General features: G+C 66.4%; 13 protein-coding genes. 8 read left to right on the top strand and 5 right to left on the bottom strand.

Annotation, left to right across the window (positions count from 1 at the left end):
- Nucleotides 1-10: 10 nt before the first annotated feature.
- The 3 genes from ACQP1G_RS09885 to ACQP1G_RS09875 are packed head-to-tail and all read right to left on the bottom strand — an operon-like array spanning nt 11 to nt 3,451.
- A complete protein-coding gene (locus ACQP1G_RS09885; RefSeq protein ID WP_433201197.1) occupies nt 11-1,369 on the bottom strand; it encodes an aldehyde dehydrogenase family protein in 1,359 nt (452 codons plus the stop codon).
- Nucleotides 1,366-2,106 (bottom strand): gamma-glutamyl-gamma-aminobutyrate hydrolase family protein, encoded by a 741-nt coding sequence (locus tag ACQP1G_RS09880; RefSeq protein ID WP_433201194.1) that lies wholly within the window; start codon nt 2,104-2,106, stop codon nt 1,366-1,368. Before ACQP1G_RS09880 ends, ACQP1G_RS09885 begins: the two co-directional genes overlap by 4 nt.
- Nucleotides 2,087-3,451, bottom strand: coding sequence for a glutamine synthetase family protein (locus ACQP1G_RS09875; protein WP_433201191.1), 1,365 nt, complete (start codon nt 3,449-3,451; stop codon nt 2,087-2,089). The genes ACQP1G_RS09880 and ACQP1G_RS09875 overlap by 20 nt, the downstream gene beginning before the upstream one ends.
- Nucleotides 3,452-4,031: 580 nt before the next feature.
- On the opposite strand from ACQP1G_RS09875, the gene ACQP1G_RS09870 reads away from it, so the two are divergent.
- From ACQP1G_RS09870 to ACQP1G_RS09835, 8 genes are all read left to right on the top strand, one after another.
- Entirely contained in the window at nt 4,032-5,312 is a 1,281-nt protein-coding gene (locus ACQP1G_RS09870; RefSeq protein ID WP_433201188.1) for an MFS transporter, read from the top strand.
- A 112-nt stretch (nt 5,313-5,424) separates the two neighbouring features.
- Nucleotides 5,425-6,009 (top strand): isochorismatase family protein, encoded by a 585-nt coding sequence (locus ACQP1G_RS09865; protein WP_433201185.1) that lies wholly within the window; start codon nt 5,425-5,427, stop codon nt 6,007-6,009.
- Nucleotides 6,010-6,332: 323 nt separating this feature from the next.
- Nucleotides 6,333-7,736 carry a pyridoxal phosphate-dependent decarboxylase family protein gene (locus ACQP1G_RS09860; RefSeq protein WP_433201182.1) on the top strand — a complete coding sequence of 468 codons (1,404 nt, stop codon included), beginning with the start codon at nt 6,333-6,335 and terminating at the stop codon, nt 7,734-7,736.
- A gap of 226 nt (nt 7,737-7,962) precedes the next feature.
- On the top strand, nt 7,963-8,799 hold the full coding sequence (locus tag ACQP1G_RS09855) for an SDR family oxidoreductase (RefSeq protein ID WP_433201179.1): 837 nt from the start codon (nt 7,963-7,965) through the stop codon (nt 8,797-8,799).
- A gap of 79 nt (nt 8,800-8,878) precedes the next feature.
- Entirely contained in the window at nt 8,879-9,928 is a 1,050-nt protein-coding gene (locus ACQP1G_RS09850) for a 3-oxoacyl-ACP synthase III family protein (protein WP_433201176.1), read from the top strand.
- A gap of 3 nt (nt 9,929-9,931) precedes the next feature.
- Complete coding sequence (locus tag ACQP1G_RS09845; RefSeq protein ID WP_433201173.1) at nt 9,932-10,837, top strand: hypothetical protein; 906 nt, start codon at nt 9,932-9,934, stop codon at nt 10,835-10,837.
- Between the two features lie 226 nt (nt 10,838-11,063).
- The gene (locus tag ACQP1G_RS09840; protein ID WP_433201170.1) at nt 11,064-13,118 is read left to right on the top strand and encodes a helix-turn-helix transcriptional regulator; all 2,055 of its coding nucleotides are present in this window, start codon (nt 11,064-11,066) and stop codon (nt 13,116-13,118) included.
- A 171-nt stretch (nt 13,119-13,289) separates the two neighbouring features.
- On the top strand, nt 13,290-14,372 hold the full coding sequence (locus tag ACQP1G_RS09835) for a DUF4389 domain-containing protein (protein WP_433201167.1): 1,083 nt from the start codon (nt 13,290-13,292) through the stop codon (nt 14,370-14,372).
- Nucleotides 14,373-14,376: 4 nt separating this feature from the next.
- Here the strand turns inward: ACQP1G_RS09835 and ACQP1G_RS09830 are convergent, their stop codons facing one another.
- Both ACQP1G_RS09830 and ACQP1G_RS09825 read right to left on the bottom strand, forming a co-directional pair.
- Nucleotides 14,377-15,357 carry a DNA polymerase domain-containing protein gene (locus ACQP1G_RS09830; RefSeq protein WP_433208356.1) on the bottom strand — a complete coding sequence of 327 codons (981 nt, stop codon included), beginning with the start codon at nt 15,355-15,357 and terminating at the stop codon, nt 14,377-14,379.
- Between the two features lie 407 nt (nt 15,358-15,764).
- Nucleotides 15,765-17,123 (bottom strand): MFS transporter, encoded by a 1,359-nt coding sequence (locus tag ACQP1G_RS09825; protein ID WP_433201164.1) that lies wholly within the window; start codon nt 17,121-17,123, stop codon nt 15,765-15,767.
- Between the last annotated feature and the right edge of the window lie 60 nt (nt 17,124-17,183).

The raw sequence follows: 17,183 nt of genomic DNA, 5'->3' as shown, positions 1-17,183 counted from the left end.
ATCTCCTTAATCAGGTGGCGATGAACACGTTCTTGGTCTCGGTAAAGGCCAGTGCCGCATCGGGCCCGAGTTCGCGCCCCAGCCCGGACTGTTTGAATCCGCCGAACGGCGTCCAATACCGCACCGAGGAATGCGAATTCACCGACAGGTTCCCCGCCTCGACACCGCGGGACACCCGCAGTGCCCGGCCGACGTCATTGGTCCAGATGGAGCCGGACAGCCCGTATTCGGTGTCATTGGCAATGCGGACGGCATCGGCCTCGTCCTCGAACGCGACCACTGCGACCACCGGGCCGAACACCTCCTCGGTGAGCAGGCGGTCCGAGGGCGCATCGGGCAGCACAACGGTTGGCGGATACCAGAATCCGGGACCATCGGGCTGTGTACCGGTGAAGGCGACCTTGGTCGACGGCTCGATGAACGAGGCGACCCTGGCACGATGCGAAGCCGAAATCAGCGGCCCCATTTCGGTGGCCTCATCCGCCGGATCGCCCACTCGCACACCGCGCACGGCCGGTTCCAGCAGCTCGAGGAATCGGTCGAAGACACTGCGCTGCACCAGAATTCGCGACCGCGCACAGCAATCCTGCCCGGCATTGTCGAAGACACCGTAGGGCGCGGTCGCCGCCGCGCGCTCCAGATCGGCATCGGCGAATACGATATTCGCGCTCTTACCACCCAGTTCGAGGGTCACCCGCTTCACCTGCCGGGCACATCCGGCCATGATCTGCTTGCCCACCTCGGTGGAACCGGTGAACACCACCTTCCGCACGGCGGGATGGGTCACGAACCGCTGCCCGACCACCGACCCCTTACCGGGCAGAACCTGAAAGACGCCCTCCGGCACACCGGCTTCCAACGCCAGCTCGCCCAGCCGGATCGCGGTGAGCGGGGTCAGTTCCGCGGGTTTGAGCACCACCGCATTCCCGGCGGCCAGCGCGGGTCCGAAGCCCCATGCGGCGATCGGCATCGGGAAGTTCCACGGCACGATCACCCCGACGACGCCGAGCGGTTCGTGGAAGGTGATATCCACCCCGCCAGCGACCGGAATCTGGTTGCCCAGCAGGCGTTCCGGGATTCCGGCGGCGAAATGCAGTACATCGCGGACATTGCCCGCCTCCCAGCGCGCATTCCCGATGGTGTGCCCGGCGTTGGCGACCTCCAACCGGGCCAGCTGCTCGAGATTCGCGTCGACGGCTTCGGCGAACCGGCGCAGCAACCGAGCCCGGTCACCCGGCGCGACCTCGCGCCAACCGGCCGCTGCCCGCTGCGCGCGCTCGATGGCCGCATCGGTCTCGGCCGCGCCGAGCAGTTCGAGCGTCGTGACGACCTGCTCGGTCGCCGGGTTGACCACCTGCGTTGTCGTCACGAATTCCGTTCCCTTCGATAGGTTGCCGCCGCCTCGACCAATGCCCGCATCAAGCGGATATCGGTGCCGTCCGCCTCCGGATGCCACTGCACACCCACCAGGAACGGACCGTCCGTCGTCTCCGCCGCCTCGATGGTGCCGTCCGGCGCGTGCGCGGTGGCGACCAGACCATCGGCCAGGATGGCGACGGCCTGGTGATGGTGACAGCTCGCCTTCACATCCGGGCCGGCAATGGCGGCGATCCGGCTGCCGGGCACGGTCGACACCTGGGTCGTGTGGAAGCCGCCCGGCGTACCGGAATGGTCGTCGCTGCCGAGCAGATCCGGCAGGTGCTGGATCAGGGTGCCGCCGAATGCGACATTGACCACTTGCAGGCCGCGGCAGATCGCGAGAATCGGCAGACCCGCATCCCGTGCCAGCGCGAGCAGCCCGAATTCGGACTCGTCACGGTCGGCTTTGACCGGGCCGAGGGCGATATCGGGTGGTGCACCATAGCGCGCCGGATCGACATCGGCGCCGCCGGTCAGCACCATACCGTCGAGCCGATCCACCAGCTCCGGGCGCGCCACTCCGGCGGGCGGCAGCAGCACCGGGATCCCGCCCGCGCGCTGCACCATCCGCACATAACTGTGCGCCAGCACCGCGCTCTCCACATCCCAGGTACCGAACCGAGCCTGTTCCACGTAGGTCGGCAGGCCGATGACCGGACGGATCTCCTCAGAGCCGCTCGAAACCACGGATTCGCTCCCAATCGGTGACCGCGGCGTCGAAGGCGTCCAACTCGACCTGTGCCGCATTCCGATAATGGTCCACCACGTCGTCGCCGAACGCTGTCCGTGCCACCTTGCTCTCGCCGAACAATTGCGCCGCCTCCCGCAGGGTACGCGGCACCCGCGGACGCTGGGACAGGTAGGCGTTCCCGTGGAACTCCGGCTCGAGCGCAAGCCCGTGCTCGATCCCGTGCAGTCCGGCCGCGATGGTGGCCGCGACAGCCAGATACGGATTCACATCGCCGCCCGGGATCCGGTTCTCCATCCGCAACGACTGCCCCGCGCCGACCACCCGCAGCGCACAGGTCCGGTTGTCGCGTCCCCACGCCAAGGCGGTGGGCGCGAAGCTTCCTGGCGCAAACCGCTTATAGGAATTGATATTCGGCGCGAGCAGATAGGTGAACTCGCGCAGGCAGTCCAGCTGGCCCGCGAGGAAGTGCCGCATGAGCGAGGAGGTGCCGTCCGGACCGTCACCCGCGAAAACCGCCGCCCCCGAATCGGCCCGCAGACTGATATGAATGTGGCACGAATTGCCTTCGCGCTCATTGTATTTCGCCATGAAACTGAGACTGCGCCCGTCCTGGGCGGCGATCTCCTTGGCGCCGTTCTTATAGATGCTGTGGTTGTCACAGGTCACCAGCGCCTCGTCATAGCGGAACGCGATCTCGTGCTGGCCCGGATTGCATTCCCCCTTGGCCGACTCGACATACATACCCGCACCGGCCATTTCGTTGCGAATGCGGCGCAGCAGTGGTTCGATGCGCGCGGTCCCCAGCATCGAATAGTCGACGTTGTACTGGTTCGCGGGCCGCAGGTCGCGATAACCGGAGTTCCACGCCTCCTCGTAGCTGTCGTCGAAGACCAGGAATTCGAGTTCGGTCCCGACGTAGGCCCGTAGCCCGTGCCCGGCCAGCCGCTCCAGTTGCGCCCGCAATATCTGCCGCGGCGATACCGTGACCGGCTTATTCGCCGGTTCCACCTGCTCGACATCGCACAGCACGAGCGCAGTCCCCGGCTGCCACGGCACCAGCCGCAGGGTGCTCAGATCCGGGCGCAATACGAAGTCGCCGTATCCGGTGTCCCACGATGACATCGCATAGCCATCGACGGTCGTCATATCGACGTCGACGGCGAGCAGGTAGTTGCACGCCTCGGTCGCGTGGCCGACCACCTCGTCCAGAAAAAACGTTGCCGCACAACGCTTTCCCTGCAACCGACCCTGCATATCGGTCATCGCGACCAGCACCGTGTCGATCTCCCCCGCCTCGACGAGCCCGCGCAACTGCACCAACTCCAGCATCCCGCTACGCATCCAACGACCCCTCTCGGCAGCAACCGTGCCAACGCTAGAGCAAAAGGATCGACCGTGTGACCCGACACACAAAACCTGATGGTCGGTTGGTGTTGAACGGACTGTTGGAGGACGTGCCATTCGCCCCCGCACCATCCGGTGCCGACGCCGCCGCAGCGGCGGGTCGCGGAGCGGACGCCCTCGGCCGGTTCGGCGGTGAGCGTACGGACCGTATCGAGGCGCGGGACTGGACACTTCGCCTACCGCGAGGGCTTCTTGCAGAACTGATCACCCCGGATGTGCTCGAGCTGGACTCCGAGCAGCATCGGACAGACTGCGGTCACTGCCGATCAGCTGGATGTCGCCGTGGTGCGCGGGATGCGCTCCGCCCATTTCGGTATCCAGACCTCGGTATCGGGTGCGCTCACTCGTCTGGAGTCGAGGTAGTCGCGGCGTCGAGATCCACGCAGCAAAGCGTACTCGGCACAACATATGGTTGTGGCTCGCCGCCAGCGCGGTTGTTTGATCCAGCCTTCTCGGGCTTGCTTTGATCACAAGCGATCATCAGCGAGTTGTTCGAACCGGGAGGTACGGAGTTTTGGTGGCCAGCGGATCCCTGGGCCGGCAGTTCGGATGGCTGTGGGCGTCCTACGCCGTCAGCGCCTATGGCTCCGGGCTGGGGTTCGGTGCGTTACCGCTGATCGCCGTGCTGGTGTTGCACGCCAGCCCCGCTCAGGTGTCCGCGCTGTCAGCGGTGGGGCCGGCAGTGGGTGCGCTGATCGCGTTGCCGCTCGGGCCGTGGGTGGAGTTTCGCCGCAAGCGACCGGTGATGATCACCATGGACCTGGCGCGGTTCGCGGTCATGATGTCGATCCCGGTCGCCTACGCCTTCGGCCGGCTCAGTTTCGTCCTGTTGATGGTCGTCTCGGCCGTGGTCGCCGCGGCCAAGATCGCCTTCAATGCGGCGAGCGGCGCCTACCTCGCGGCCCTCGTCCAGCCGAACGACCTGCTCGTGGCCAACGCGCGGTTCGAGTCGACGACGTGGAGTTCCATCGCTGTCGGGCCACCACTGGGCGGGGCGGCGATCGGGCTGTTCGGGCCGGTCGCCACCGTGGTGGCCGACGCGCTGAGCTACCTGTTCTCCGCGCTGGCGGTCACGGCGATTCGCGGCCGAGAACAACACCCGCAGCGGACCGGCAAGCGCGGGGTCCGGGCCGGTGAGTTGCTCGACGGCTGGCGTCACCTTCTGGCTCATCCCGGCCTACGGGCGCTCTACCTCAACCAGCTGCTCGTGGGCGGACTGATCATGGCCACCGAGCCGCTGTTGGCCGTGCTTCTGCTGCGCCAGCTCGGATTCCCGCCCTGGCAGTATGGTCTCGCCTTCGCCGCCCCCTGCGTCGGCGGGCTGATCGGCTCACGCCTTGCCAGCCGTGTCGTGGCACGGTATGGCCAGCACCGGATCCTCCGTACGGTCGGCACGCTGCGCGCCGTCTGGTTGATCGGCCTCGCCTTTATCCAGCCCGGTGTCGTCGGCCTTGCGACTGTGATCGCTGTCGAGCTCGCGATCATCATCAGCATGAGCCTGTACAACCCGGTACTGGCCACCTATCGACTCGAGCACACACCCAAAGACCGCATCGCTCGCACCCTGTCGGCCTGGTCGATCAGCAGCAGCGCCTCCATCGCCATCCTCAGCGCGCTCGGTGGACTGCTCGCCGACGCGACCAGCCCACGCACGGCTATCACGGTCGCAGGACTGCTGATCCTCGCCAGCCCGCTGCTGCTACCCCGCCGCCAGGATTCCCCACCTACACCCGACCTTGCGGTGGCAACAGCCTCTGCCCAACCACAGCCAGCCGGCGGCTCGCATGAAGCCAAATAGCGGGGCCGCCAACTGCTTTCAGATGCCAAGCCACGCGACAACAGCAAGAACTGGCCCCGAGCCACACGTCAGACACCGCGGCTGAGCCGCCGAGACAGGAAAGGCACAATTCATGACTGTCACCGCACTCGACTCGTCCAGCGCGCTGGTCATCATCGACTTGCAGAACGCCATCATCGACGCTCCCACGGTCCCCTATACCGGCCCCGAGGTGGTGGCTCGGGCGGTCGAATTGGCCCGCGCCTTCCACGAACTCAGCGCCCCGGTCGTCCTGGTGCGGGTCACGGCCCGTGCGGATGGATCGGATGCCGCTCCAGGTCGCAGCGAGATCCCGAGCCGACCAGGTTCCTTGCCCGAAGGCTGGGATGTCATCGTCGATGACCTCGCCGGCCACCCTGACGACATCACAGTCACCAAGCGCACCTGGGGTGCTTTCTACGGAACCGAACTCGACCTGCAACTGCGCCGCCGCGGCGTCACACAGATCGTGCTGGCCGGGCTCACCACCAGCATCGGCGTGGAATCGACCGCCCGTGCCGCCTACGAACACGGCTACCACATCACGCTCGCGACGGACGCCATGGCCGATCTGGATGTGGAGGCGCACCGCAACAGCATTGAACGGATCTTCCCTCTCCTCGGCGAGACGGGTTGCACCACAGAGATCGTCGAAATGCTCGCCAAGACTCGCAGCTGACGCCCGGACGCCGGAAGCAGTCGTCCTTGTCAGGGTCGGTGTGGTCGGGGACCCGCGTAACGGGCGCCAAGTGCCGCCCAGGTCGGGCGGCCGGAACGAGTAAGGGCCGTGGACATTGATATGTGAATCGTGCCGTCGTTCACCGAAGCTGCCCGCGCAAGCACGAACTCGGCGAGAACGTCGACTTCGAAATCGGCCAACTCCTCTTCGGTCACCGGTCCTCGCGGCTCCTGAAGCGGCCATATGGCACCACGACAGTCATAGGTCCAGTTCGTCGGAACTGGCCCACGACAGCGGCCGGGCACCGTCTCTAGGGTCGATGAATGGATCCGATACTCGCCGGTGACCTCGCCGACCTGCCCGAACTGCTCGACGAGACGCGCCATGCGGCGGCACAGGTGTTGGCGGGGCTGAACGACCGGCCGGTGGCACGGCCGAGTGATGGGAACGGCGCGGACAGTACGGTTCCGGCGGTCGGTGTCGGACTGCGGGGCGCGCTGCGGGAGTTCCAGCAGCGGTGGGAGCCGAAGCTCTCGGGTAGCGCGGGGCCGCGCTTTCTCGGATTCGTCACCGGCGGAACGACTCCCGCATCCATCGCAGGTGACTGGCTGACCAGTGTGTTCGACCAGAACGCCTTCACCACGATGGATTCCGGGGCGGCGGAACTCGAACGGGAGACCGTGGGTTGGTTGGGGCAGCTGTTCGGGCTGACCGAGCACACGGGCGCCTTCGTCTCCGGAGCCACCATGTCGAATTTCGTCGGATTGGCCACGGCCCGTGAGTGGTTGGGCGAACGTATGGGGATTTCGGTGGCGCAGTCCGGTGTCGGCGCGCTCGGGCAGGTGCACATCTTGTCGGGTGCGCCGCATGCGAGCATCTACAAGGGACTGGCCATGCTCGGCATCGGCCGCGACCAATTGCGGCTGGTACCAACGCAATCGGGGCGCGAGGCCATTGACATCCGGCGGCTCACCGACGCGTTGGACGCACTCGACGGCCATCCGTCGATCGTGGTGGCCAATGCGGGCACCGTGAATACAGTGGATTTCGACGATCTGCGGGCGATCGCGGAGTTGAAGCAGCGCTATCCGTTCTGGCTGCACGTAGACGGGGCCTTCGGCGCCTTCGCCGCGCTCGCGCCCGAGCACGCGCGGTTGGTCGACGGGCTGGCGGCAGCCGATTCGGTCTGTGTCGACCTGCACAAGTGGTTGAATGTGCCCTACGACGCCGCGGTGCAATTCACGCGACGCCGTGACCTGCAGGTCCAGGTCTTCCAGAACACCGCCGCCTACCTCGGAATACCCACCGGCGCTCCGGATTTCGTACATCTGGTCCCGGAGAGCTCCCGCCGCCTTCGAGCGCTGGCGGCTTGGTTCACCCTGACCGCGTACGGCAGGGCGGGCCATCGAGAGATCGTGCAGCGCAACGTCGCCATGGCCCGTCGACTCGGCGAACGGCTGACCGCAAGCGGTCTCGTCCAACTGCTCGCGCCGGTCCGACTCAATGTCGTCTGCTTCACCCTCGCCGACCGGCCGACCGCCGAGCGGGTGCAGGCCCTCACCCACGCAGTCGCCGAGAGCGGCGAAACCTTCCTCACGCCAACCGTTTACGACGGGAAGCCGGGATTGCGCGCCGCCTTCAGCAACTGGCGGACCACCGACACCGACCTGGACCGGATCTACGACGCGATCACCGCCGCCTGTATCGGTCTGGACCAGGAGAGCTGACAAGTCCAGATGGAACGACCGACCCCTATCGCCCCCTATCGGCGGTCATGCACAACGGCTACAACTCTCGTGCAGCATCATGGGTCCGAATTCGGCACGCACGTGCTGATCTGCATGATCGATCGATAGCCCGCGTCAGCCAGGACTTTCGCATACATCGGGCAACCCGTCATGGGCGGCGCGCGAGCGGAATTCGGCCCCGCGAGCGCTGGCAGGGTGATCGGGCATGAAGACGATCCTGATTACGGGGGCCACCTCGGGCATCGGTCTCGAGGCCGCGCAACAGCTCGCCGCAGGGGGCGATCGCCTGGTGTTGGTCGGCCGGAATCCGCAGAAGCTCGCCGACAGTGCGGATTTGGTGCGTGCCGCGGGGGCAGGGGCGGTCGTTACGTTGGAATGCGATATCTCGTCGCAGTCGTCGGTGCGCCAGCTCGCCAAAGTTGTCGAGGCCACCTACGACCGCATCGATGTGCTGGCCAATAATGCGGGCGGCTATCACCAGACGCGCACCGAAACCGCGGACGGTATCGAGGCGACCTTCGCCACCAACCATCTCGGCGGCTTTCTGCTCACCGAACTGCTCACCGATCTGCTGGTGCACAGTGCTCCGGCGCGCATTCTGTTCACGTCCTCGGTAATGCACTACGGCGCGACGCTCGACTTCGACGATCTCGGATTCCGCGAAGGCTATTCGGGCGAAAAGGCTTACAGCCGCTCCAAACTGGCCAACGTCCTCTATGCCCGTGCGCTGGCGCAACGTCTCGACGGCACCCGGGTGACGGTCAATGCCTTTCATCCCGGCGCGGTCGCGACCGGCATCTGGAATTCGCTGCCGTGGTTCGGGCGACCGGTCGTCGCGCTCGCCGAACGCATCTTCTTCATCTCCGCGGCCGAGGGCGCCGCCGCGCTCACCTACTTGGCGACCGATCCGAGCGTCGGCGCGGTCACCGGCGCCTATTTCCGCAAGACCCGCGAGCGCGAACCGTCGCGCCTGGCCCGCGACGACCGGCTCGCCCGGCAATTGTGCGAGGTGAGCGCGTCTTTGGTCGGACTGCCCGGGTAGCAACCACGCAATCTACGACAGCGCCGTCGAAACTCCTGGCAACACAGGGAAATTCACGCGACAGAAGAAAGCAGGGGTCATGCTGCGCACGCGTTTCGAGTCCATCGGCTCGTACACACCATCCACCGTCCGTTCCACCGAGGAGATCATCGCAGGACTTGCCGTTCCCAGATCGCTCGACCTGGAGCGGATCACCGGCATCAAGAATCGGCGGGTCTACGATTCCAGCGACGAGGGCTACGAATCCTCCTTCGATCTGGCCCTGCGCGCGATCGAGGACTGCCTGGCGCATTCCGATTACGCGGCCGAGGATATCGATGTTGTCATCTCGGCCTCCATCACCCGCACCCGCGGCAGGGAAATCTTCTGCTACGCACCGTCATTCGCGACCATGCTCGGTAAGGAGATCGGGACGGTCAATGCCCGCCATTTCGATGTCTCGAATGCCTGCGCGGGCATGATGACCGGTGTGCTGGTGCTGGATCGGATGATCAAGGCCGGTGTGGTCCGCAACGGACTGGTGGTCAGCGGTGAACAGATCACCCCGATCGCCGAGACGGCGGCTCGTGAGATCAGCAAGCCCTACGATCCACAGTTCGCGGCGCTGACCGTCGGCGATGCGGCGGTCGCGGTGGTGCTCGACGACCGTGGCGACGATGACGACGAGATCCACTACGTCGAGTTGATGACCTCGGCCGACGGCGCCGAACACTGCATCGGCATGCCGAGTGACCAATCCTCGGGCATCGCGCTCTACACCGATAACCGTGCGATGCAGAACGATGGCCGTTACCTACAGGGCATCAGTCGCATCGCCACCTTCCTGGAGGAGACCGGGCGCAACTGGGAGGGCGAAAAGTACGACTACTGGATCCACCACCAATTCAGCGCGCCCGCCATCGAATACATCACACATCTGACCGAACGACACTTCGGCACCCCCATGCCGCAATCGCTCAATGTGCTGCACGAATTCGGCAATACCGCGTCGACCTCGCATTTCGTGGTCCTGCACGAATATCTCGCGCAGCAGAAGATTCCCAAGGGGTCCAAGGTGCTGATGATTCCGGCGGCTTCCGGAATCGTCTCCGGATACCTGGCCGCGACCATCTCCCGTCTGGAGGCCTGAACCATGCCGACCACCATCCTCGCCGCCGCCGTGAATGCCGATCTCGATACCGGCAGCTACTTCGACCTCGCGACCCGCGCGGCCACCGCCTGCCTGGAACAGGCGGACGTCGCCGCGGACCAGGTCGGAATGCTGATCAACGCCGGGGTTTTCCGTGATCAGAACATCTCCGAACCCGCGGTATCGGCGCTCATCCAGAAGCGCGTCGGCGTCGGCCTCGAATACGCCCCTGGCCGCGTACCCGCCTTCTCCTTCGATCTGATGAACGGCGCGAGCGGACTACTGCACGCGATCTCGACCGCCGAATGCTTCCTGGCCACCGGCGAAGTCGAGTACGCGCTGCTCGTGGCCGGGGACACCCATCCGTCGACCGAACGTCACGTCGACGGATTCCCCTACAGCACAAGCGGTGCCGCGATCCTGCTCAGCAGCTTCGGCACCGCGGGCGGATTCGGCACTCTGCACTGCACCGACACCGCAGGGCCCGCCGACCCGACCGCCTGGGTCGCGATGGGGGCGGCGGGTGCGAACGGTCGAAGGGCCATGAGCACCCGACCCGGTAACGCCGACCCGGTCGAGTTGGCTGCCGTGGCCGTTCGCGACTGCCTCACGGCCGAAGGGCTCGAGGCCGCCGATATCACCGATGGGCGCACCCTCCTGCTCGCCCCTACCTGGACCCTGGATTTCCGTGCCCGCCTGGCCAACGCGCTCGGGTTCACCCCGGAGTCGATCGTCGGCGTCGATCCCTCCGTGGACAATCCGTACTCCGCGGCTCCGGTGCACGCGTATCTGAGCGCACGCGATAGCGGCGTGCTCACCAGGGCACACACGGTGCTGTTCCTGACCGCCGACGACACCTCGGCCACCTGCCTCTCCTACTACCAGCAGTCGCTCGCCATCGTCAGGTAGTTGATGACACGAAAGGTGTTGAAACAACTCATATTACGAAGGAATCACCTGTTGCCGTGACAGGATCGGGCAGGCGAATTAACCTGTCCTCACCGGCTGGATCATCGGGCGCGTCGCCGCGCCCTTCCCGCTGCGACGATGCCGCATCCTCAGTGCACCCGAGCTGCTCGTTTTCGATGGTGCTCTCCCACAGTCGGGCACACCACCTCGACGAAGGGCTCCGAGTATGTGTCAGCCTGTCCTACCGCACCGCGAACCCCTACTGCACCGCCATCACTGGGCCGACTTCGCCAAATCCCGAGTCGGTCAGGCCATGGCCGTGCTCGGGCCCGCGAGTACGGTCGGCTTGGTCGCCGAACTGCTCGATGCCGATGCGGACGCGGTAGGGGCGGTGGTCCAGCAGCTCACCGACACCACGAGGGCGCGCTTCGAGCATCCGGAGGTCGGCGAGCGGATCTTGCGCAGCACCCCCGAGCAGGTCCGACAGAAGTTGCACAGCCGGGCCGCGGAACTGCTGCACCACCGGGGTTTTCCGGTGTGCACCGTCGCTGACCACCTGGTCGAGGCCGGTGCCGCCGGATACCCGTGGGCGGTCGAAGTTCTGCTCGGCGCCGCCGAGGACGCGATGATCAATGACCAGATCGATCTGGCCGTCGATCGGCTGGAGTTGGCCTACCGTGCCACCCGCGACGCGGGCGAGCGCGCCTCGATCGCGATTCGGCTCGTCTGTCTCGAATGGCGGATCAATCCGTCGACCCGCTCGCGCCAGTTCACCCGATTGAAGGCGGCGCTGCGCGCGGGCCGGGTGCCGCACCGCGAATTGCCCGCCGCCATCATGTACCTGCTGTGGCACGGGCAGGTGCAGCAGGCCGATCACGCACTCGACCAACTCAACAGCGGCAATCCGGACGAAGCGACACCCGAGATCGACTTCCTGCGCGCCTGGCTGCGGTACTCCTATCCGCCACATGTGCCACGGCACCCACGACTCTTCGCGGCACCAACGCGGCCGCCACGGGTGCGCACCGATCAACACTCGCCGCATCGGCACGGCGCCGATCTGCTGTCCGGATTGTTCACCCACCCGCTCGACGAAATCGCCACGCTCGCACAGCGTTTGCTCACCAGTCACCGCCTCACCTCGACCACCATCGAAACCCTGGTCGCGGCGGTGCACTGCCTCATCTACAGCAATCGGCTCGATACCGCGGCGGCGTGGTGCGAATCGCTGCTGGCCGAGGCCGACGCCCGCCGTGCACCGACCTGGCAGTCGATCTTCGCTGGTCTGCGCGCGGAAACGATGCTGCGCAAGGGCAGTATTCGCGATGCGACCACCGATGCAGCGCTCGCTCTGAATTACGTACCGGCCGAACACCTCGGCCTGTGGATCGGTACGCCGATCGCCGCGACAGTGCACGCGCTGACCCTGTCCGGTCGCCATGCCGAGGCCGCGGCACAGCTCGAAAGACCGGTGCCACGAACGATTTTCGACTCCCGTTTCGGTCTGTCATATCTGCAGGCACAAGGTCATCATCACCTCGCCGTCGGGCGTGCCGACGAGGCGCTGCGCAGTTTCCGCCGCTGCGGCTATCTCATGGAACGGTGGAATATGGACTTCCCCTGGCTGGTGCCGTGGCGCAATGACATGGCCGCCGCCCATCTCGTACTCGGCGAGCATCGCCAGGTGCGCGAGTTCGCGACCAGACATCTGGAGCTACTCGGCGCCGCCGATCGGCACCGCTCCGGTGGCGTCGCGCTGCGCCTGCTCGCCGCCACCAGCGATCGATATCAAGGTTTCCGATTACTCCGCGAATCCGTCGCCATCGCCCGCACCGGCGGCGACGACGTCGAATTGGCGACGGTACTCGGCGAACTCGGCAAGGCGCACCGCGCCGTCGGCGACCACGACCGATCCCGTGCGCTGCTCCGCGACGCCGCACGTATCGCCGAAACCTGCGGCGCCGAGGTGCTGCTGCGCGATCTACTCGACGGCAAACCCCAAACAGCTACGCAACCAACCCAACCCATGCCAGCACTCGGCCCGATCCAGGGCGGACTCGCGACACTGAGCCCCGCCGAACGCCGCGTCGCGGAGTTGGCGGCCCGCGGTAAGGCCAATCGCGAGATCGCCGACAAACTCGCCATCACCACCAGCACCGTCGAACAACACCTCACCCGGGTGTACCGCAAACTCGGCGTCGCCCGCCGCGGCGAGTTGTCCTTCGTCCTCCCGACCGGCCGCACCAGATCGACCGACACTGCTATCTCAGCCACTGGCTAGCGTCTCCATCAACAGCACAACGACCAGCCCTTACTGGCATCTGGGCGCAGTTTCCGATAGATCAGCCATTATCGAGCTACATTCGTTTCACGCACGCCTGCGCCTCGCTGGCGTCGGCTTCGGCATGGAGTTCTGGACACTGCGCTGGACGAAGGAAGCGAGTGGGTCGCCATGGTAGTCAACGAAGGATCGCCGACCAGCGGCGAAGCATTGGTCGAATTGGATGTCTTCCCGCCGCAACAACACCGTCGCTGGACCGTACTGCTGCGGCTGCTGTTGGCCATACCGCAGCTCATCGTGTTGTGGGCGCTGAGTATCGCCGCGTTCGTTGTGGTGGTTTGCGGCTGGTTCGGCGCACTGGTGCTCGGCCGATTGCCGGACTGGTGCGGCGAGTTCCTGCGCGGGTATTTCGGCTACACCGCGCGGGTGTACGGCTATCTGATGCTGCTGGTCGACGACTATCCGCCCTTCGCGTGGACCGCACCGGATTATCCGGTCCGCCTGCTCTTCCCGGCACCGACGCCGTTGAACCGGGCGGCGGTGCTGTTCCGGCTCATCCTGGCCATTCCGATCCTGGTGCTGTCGAGCTGGTTCACCACTGGCTGGACCATCGTCGCGTTCATTCTGTGGCTGATCGTCCTGATCACCGGACGGATGCCCGGTGCGGTCTTCGAGGCCACCTCGGCGGTGCTGCGCACGGAAATGCGGGTGTCGACCTACGTGTATCTGCTGACGCCCGCCTACCTGAAGGGCGTCTTCGGCGATAAGGCAGCGGCACCCACGACGACGCCCGGTGCGCCGATTCCCGGTGCACCCGTCCCCGGCGCACCCGTCCCAGGCGCACCCATTCCCGGTACGCCCATGCCCGGTGCCGCACTCACCGGGCCGCCGCCGCAATCCCCGACTCGCCCGCTGCTGCTCTCCAGCGGCGGCCGTGCCTTGCTGATCGTCATGCTCATCCTCGGCATCATCGGCAGCGCCTTTCAGACCACGACGAGCCGGGACGACGATGGCAATGACACCGACTCGATCTCCAGCTCACAGCTCGCCGCACAGGTCGCCATCGACTACATCGACCGCACCGGGCACACACCTCAGCACGTGAGCTGCCCCAGCGCCCTGAACGCCGATATCGGCGCGACCGAAACCTGCACGGTCACCGATAACGGCCTCGAGTTCCGCGCCGTGGTCACCGTCGACGCGATCACCGACGGCGCCGCGCACTTCCGCACCGTCATCGAACACCAGCACTGAAGCGCTAGGTCTGCCTGCGGGCCCGGGCCCGACGCTTGCCCTCGTGCATGGCCTGGACCCGGGCCACCGGAATGGTGTGGCCTTCGGCGATGAGATCGGCGGGCAGGGACTGCGGCGACGGCATCTCTCGCGTCCACGGGTCGTGCTCGCCCAGGAGTTTCGGTGCGGTGCGCACGGTGAAATCGCCCGGACCGATATCGGCCAGTTGGCTCCATTCGATGGGGAACGACACCGGCACGCCGGGACGCACGCGCGGGCTGTAGGCGGCGACCACGGTCGCACCACCCGCGCGCGTCGAATCCAGGAAGACCTTGCCAGCGCGGTCCTCGCGGATGAACGCGGTGGTAGCAAGGTCCGGGTCGATACGTTCGGCTCTGGCCGCGATCGCTCGGGTGGCGGCCGCGACATCCTCGATCGGGATGCGGGGTTCGATCGGCACGAAGATATGAACGCCCTTGGCGCCGCTGGTTTTCACCGCGCCCGCGAGTCCGTCGTTCGCCAGCGCCTGCCTGATCAGTTCGGCGGCCAGCACGACCTGCCGGAACGGTCCGCCCTCCGGCGGATCGAGATCGAGGATGAGATGCGTGGGCCCCTCGGCATGATCGGCGAGCAGCAGCGTCGGGTGATATTCGACCGCGCGCTGATTGCCGAACCACAGCAGTGTGCGCACGTCATCGCAGAGTGCGTAGGTCACTTCACGTTTGGAGGTCTCGGCCCACACCGTCACCCGGCGCACCCAGTCCGGGGTGTATTTCGGCAGGTTCTTCTGCATGAACGGCTCCTGCCCCGGCCGGATGCGCACCACCGAGAGCGGGCGGTCCCGCAGCTGCCGAACCAGCCGATCACCGGCGAATTCGAGATAGTCGATCAGATCGCGCTTGGTCGCCTGCGCACCGTCGAACAGCGGTGCGTCGAGATTGGTCAGCTCGACACCCGCACGGACCTCTGCTCCGCGCCCACCTGCCACCCGGCCACCACCCCTCATCGAATCGCTGCGCGATGCCGCACTCATCGGCCAACCTTGCCTGGCGACCTGGGCACGGTCAACCATCGAGGCCGTCGCCGTTCTCGGCGAGGTCGGCCGAATCGCGTAGGGATTCGGATGCGCGGTGGTAGCCGAACACGGCGAAAGCCAGCGCACAGGCCGCCACGATGCTCGACGGATCAGCCGGTACGCGCCCTGAGCCCGCGCCAGCATTCGGACACGCGGTGGTTAGCCGAACACGACGCAGGCGAGCGCACAGGCCGTCGCTATACACGGCAAACCGGCCGAATCGCGCCCTGAGCCCGCGTCAGGATTCGGACACGCGGTGGTAGCCGAACACGACGAAGACGACCGCACAGGCCGTCGCTATACACGGCAAACCGGCCGAATCGCGCCCTGAGCCCGCGTCAGGATTCGGACACGCGGTGGTAGCCGAAGACGGCGAAAGCCAGCGCACACGCAGCGGCGGAGGCCAGCAGTGCCCAGCCGACGCCCGGGGTGACGAGCGCGCCCATGATCGCAACTCCCAGCGTTGCGCCGACTTGGCGGACGGCGTTGAGTAGGCCGCCGACCGCACCGGCGGTACCCGGCGGGGCCGCATTGACGATGGCGGTGACCAACGCCGGAAGGGCGAAGGCGACACCGAATCCCGATAACAACAGGCCCAGCGCAAGCATCGGATAGGCGAGGCTGGCGAAGACCGCGACGGCCAGCACCGAACCACCGGCCGCGAGCAGGCCGAGTCCGGCCAGGATCGGGCGGCGCGCGCCGATGCGGGCGACGATCTTGCCGGCCAGCGGTGGGATGACGGCGAACGGAACAGTGAGCGGCAGGAAGGCGAGTCCGGTCAGCAGCGGGCTCAGGTGGCGCTGCTGTTGCAGTAGCAGCGGCAGAACGAACAGTGCGCCGGTGAGCGCGAAGTTGACCGCCGCGCCCGCGAACAGCCCGGCCCGCACCCGGCCCGCGCGCAGCAGGTCGCGATTCAATACCGGTGCGGCACTGCGTCGTTCGAGGAATACGAAGACAACCGTCGCGAGCGCGGTGCCACCGAGCGACCATGCGGTGTGCCGCAACGCCTGCGCGCCCGCCGCGATCAGCGCATCGGTGCACAGTGCCAGGGCGACGGCCGCGGTCAACTGCGCCAGCCAGTCGATCCGCCGCTCACCACGGGCACAGTGCACGGCCGAACCCGTGCTCAGCGCCAGCACAACAATCGCGATGGGCACATTGACGACGAAAATCGAACGCCAACCGGCCAGCCCGACCAGTGCGCCGCCCGCGATCGGCCCCGCCGCTACCGCCGCGCCGCTGATCGCCGCCCAGGTCGAGATCGCCCTGGCGCGCCGCGCCGGATCCGGGTAGAGCTGGCTGATCATCGCCATCGACGCGGGCACACACGCCGCAGCGGCCGCACCGAGCAGCGCCCGCAGCGCGACCAGGATCCACAGGCTCGGGGCGAACGCGCTCAGCAGCGAGACCACACCGAAAGCCGCTGTGCCGAAACGGAATACCCGATGCGCGCCATAACGATCGGCGACTGCGCCCGCGGAGAGCAACAGTGCGGCGAAGGCGACGGTATAGCCGGTTGTCGCCCATTGCAGCCCGGCGACCGAGGTGTGCAGCGACGCCGCCAGATCCGGTTCGGCGACCGAGAGCACCGTCATATCCAACAACACCATGAAGTACCCGAGGGATATTCCGAGCAGGGCGCGGGTCCGCCCGCTCGACGCGGCGGACGTGTCCGCCCGCGATTGCAGAATGCTCATCTGGTGCAACAGCTCCCGAACTGATCGACTCGAGTGGTGACGCCAACGACTCTGGTCGGG

Source organism: Nocardia sp. CA-107356, from assembly GCF_050946365.1.
Lineage (GTDB): Bacteria > Actinomycetota > Actinomycetes > Mycobacteriales > Mycobacteriaceae > Nocardia.
This window is presented reverse-complemented; position numbering and strand designations above follow the sequence as displayed.

Coding starts and splice junctions, on each gene's coding strand:
- ACQP1G_RS09860 (WP_433201182.1), top strand. CDS start 6,333: ATGGATCCGATACTCGCCGGTGACCTCGCCGACCTGCCCGAACTGCTC.
- ACQP1G_RS09840 (WP_433201170.1), top strand. CDS start 11,064: ATGTGTCAGCCTGTCCTACCGCACCGCGAACCCCTACTGCACCGCCAT.
- ACQP1G_RS09875 (WP_433201191.1), bottom strand. CDS start 3,451: ATGCGTAGCGGGATGCTGGAGTTGGTGCAGTTGCGCGGGCTCGTCGAG.
- ACQP1G_RS09830 (WP_433208356.1), bottom strand. CDS start 15,357: ATGAGGGGTGGTGGCCGGGTGGCAGGTGGGCGCGGAGCAGAGGTCCGT.
- ACQP1G_RS09865 (WP_433201185.1), top strand. CDS start 5,425: ATGACTGTCACCGCACTCGACTCGTCCAGCGCGCTGGTCATCATCGAC.
- ACQP1G_RS09835 (WP_433201167.1), top strand. CDS start 13,290: ATGGTAGTCAACGAAGGATCGCCGACCAGCGGCGAAGCATTGGTCGAA.
- ACQP1G_RS09850 (WP_433201176.1), top strand. CDS start 8,879: ATGCTGCGCACGCGTTTCGAGTCCATCGGCTCGTACACACCATCCACC.
- ACQP1G_RS09855 (WP_433201179.1), top strand. CDS start 7,963: ATGAAGACGATCCTGATTACGGGGGCCACCTCGGGCATCGGTCTCGAG.
- ACQP1G_RS09825 (WP_433201164.1), bottom strand. CDS start 17,123: ATGAGCATTCTGCAATCGCGGGCGGACACGTCCGCCGCGTCGAGCGGG.
- ACQP1G_RS09845 (WP_433201173.1), top strand. CDS start 9,932: ATGCCGACCACCATCCTCGCCGCCGCCGTGAATGCCGATCTCGATACC.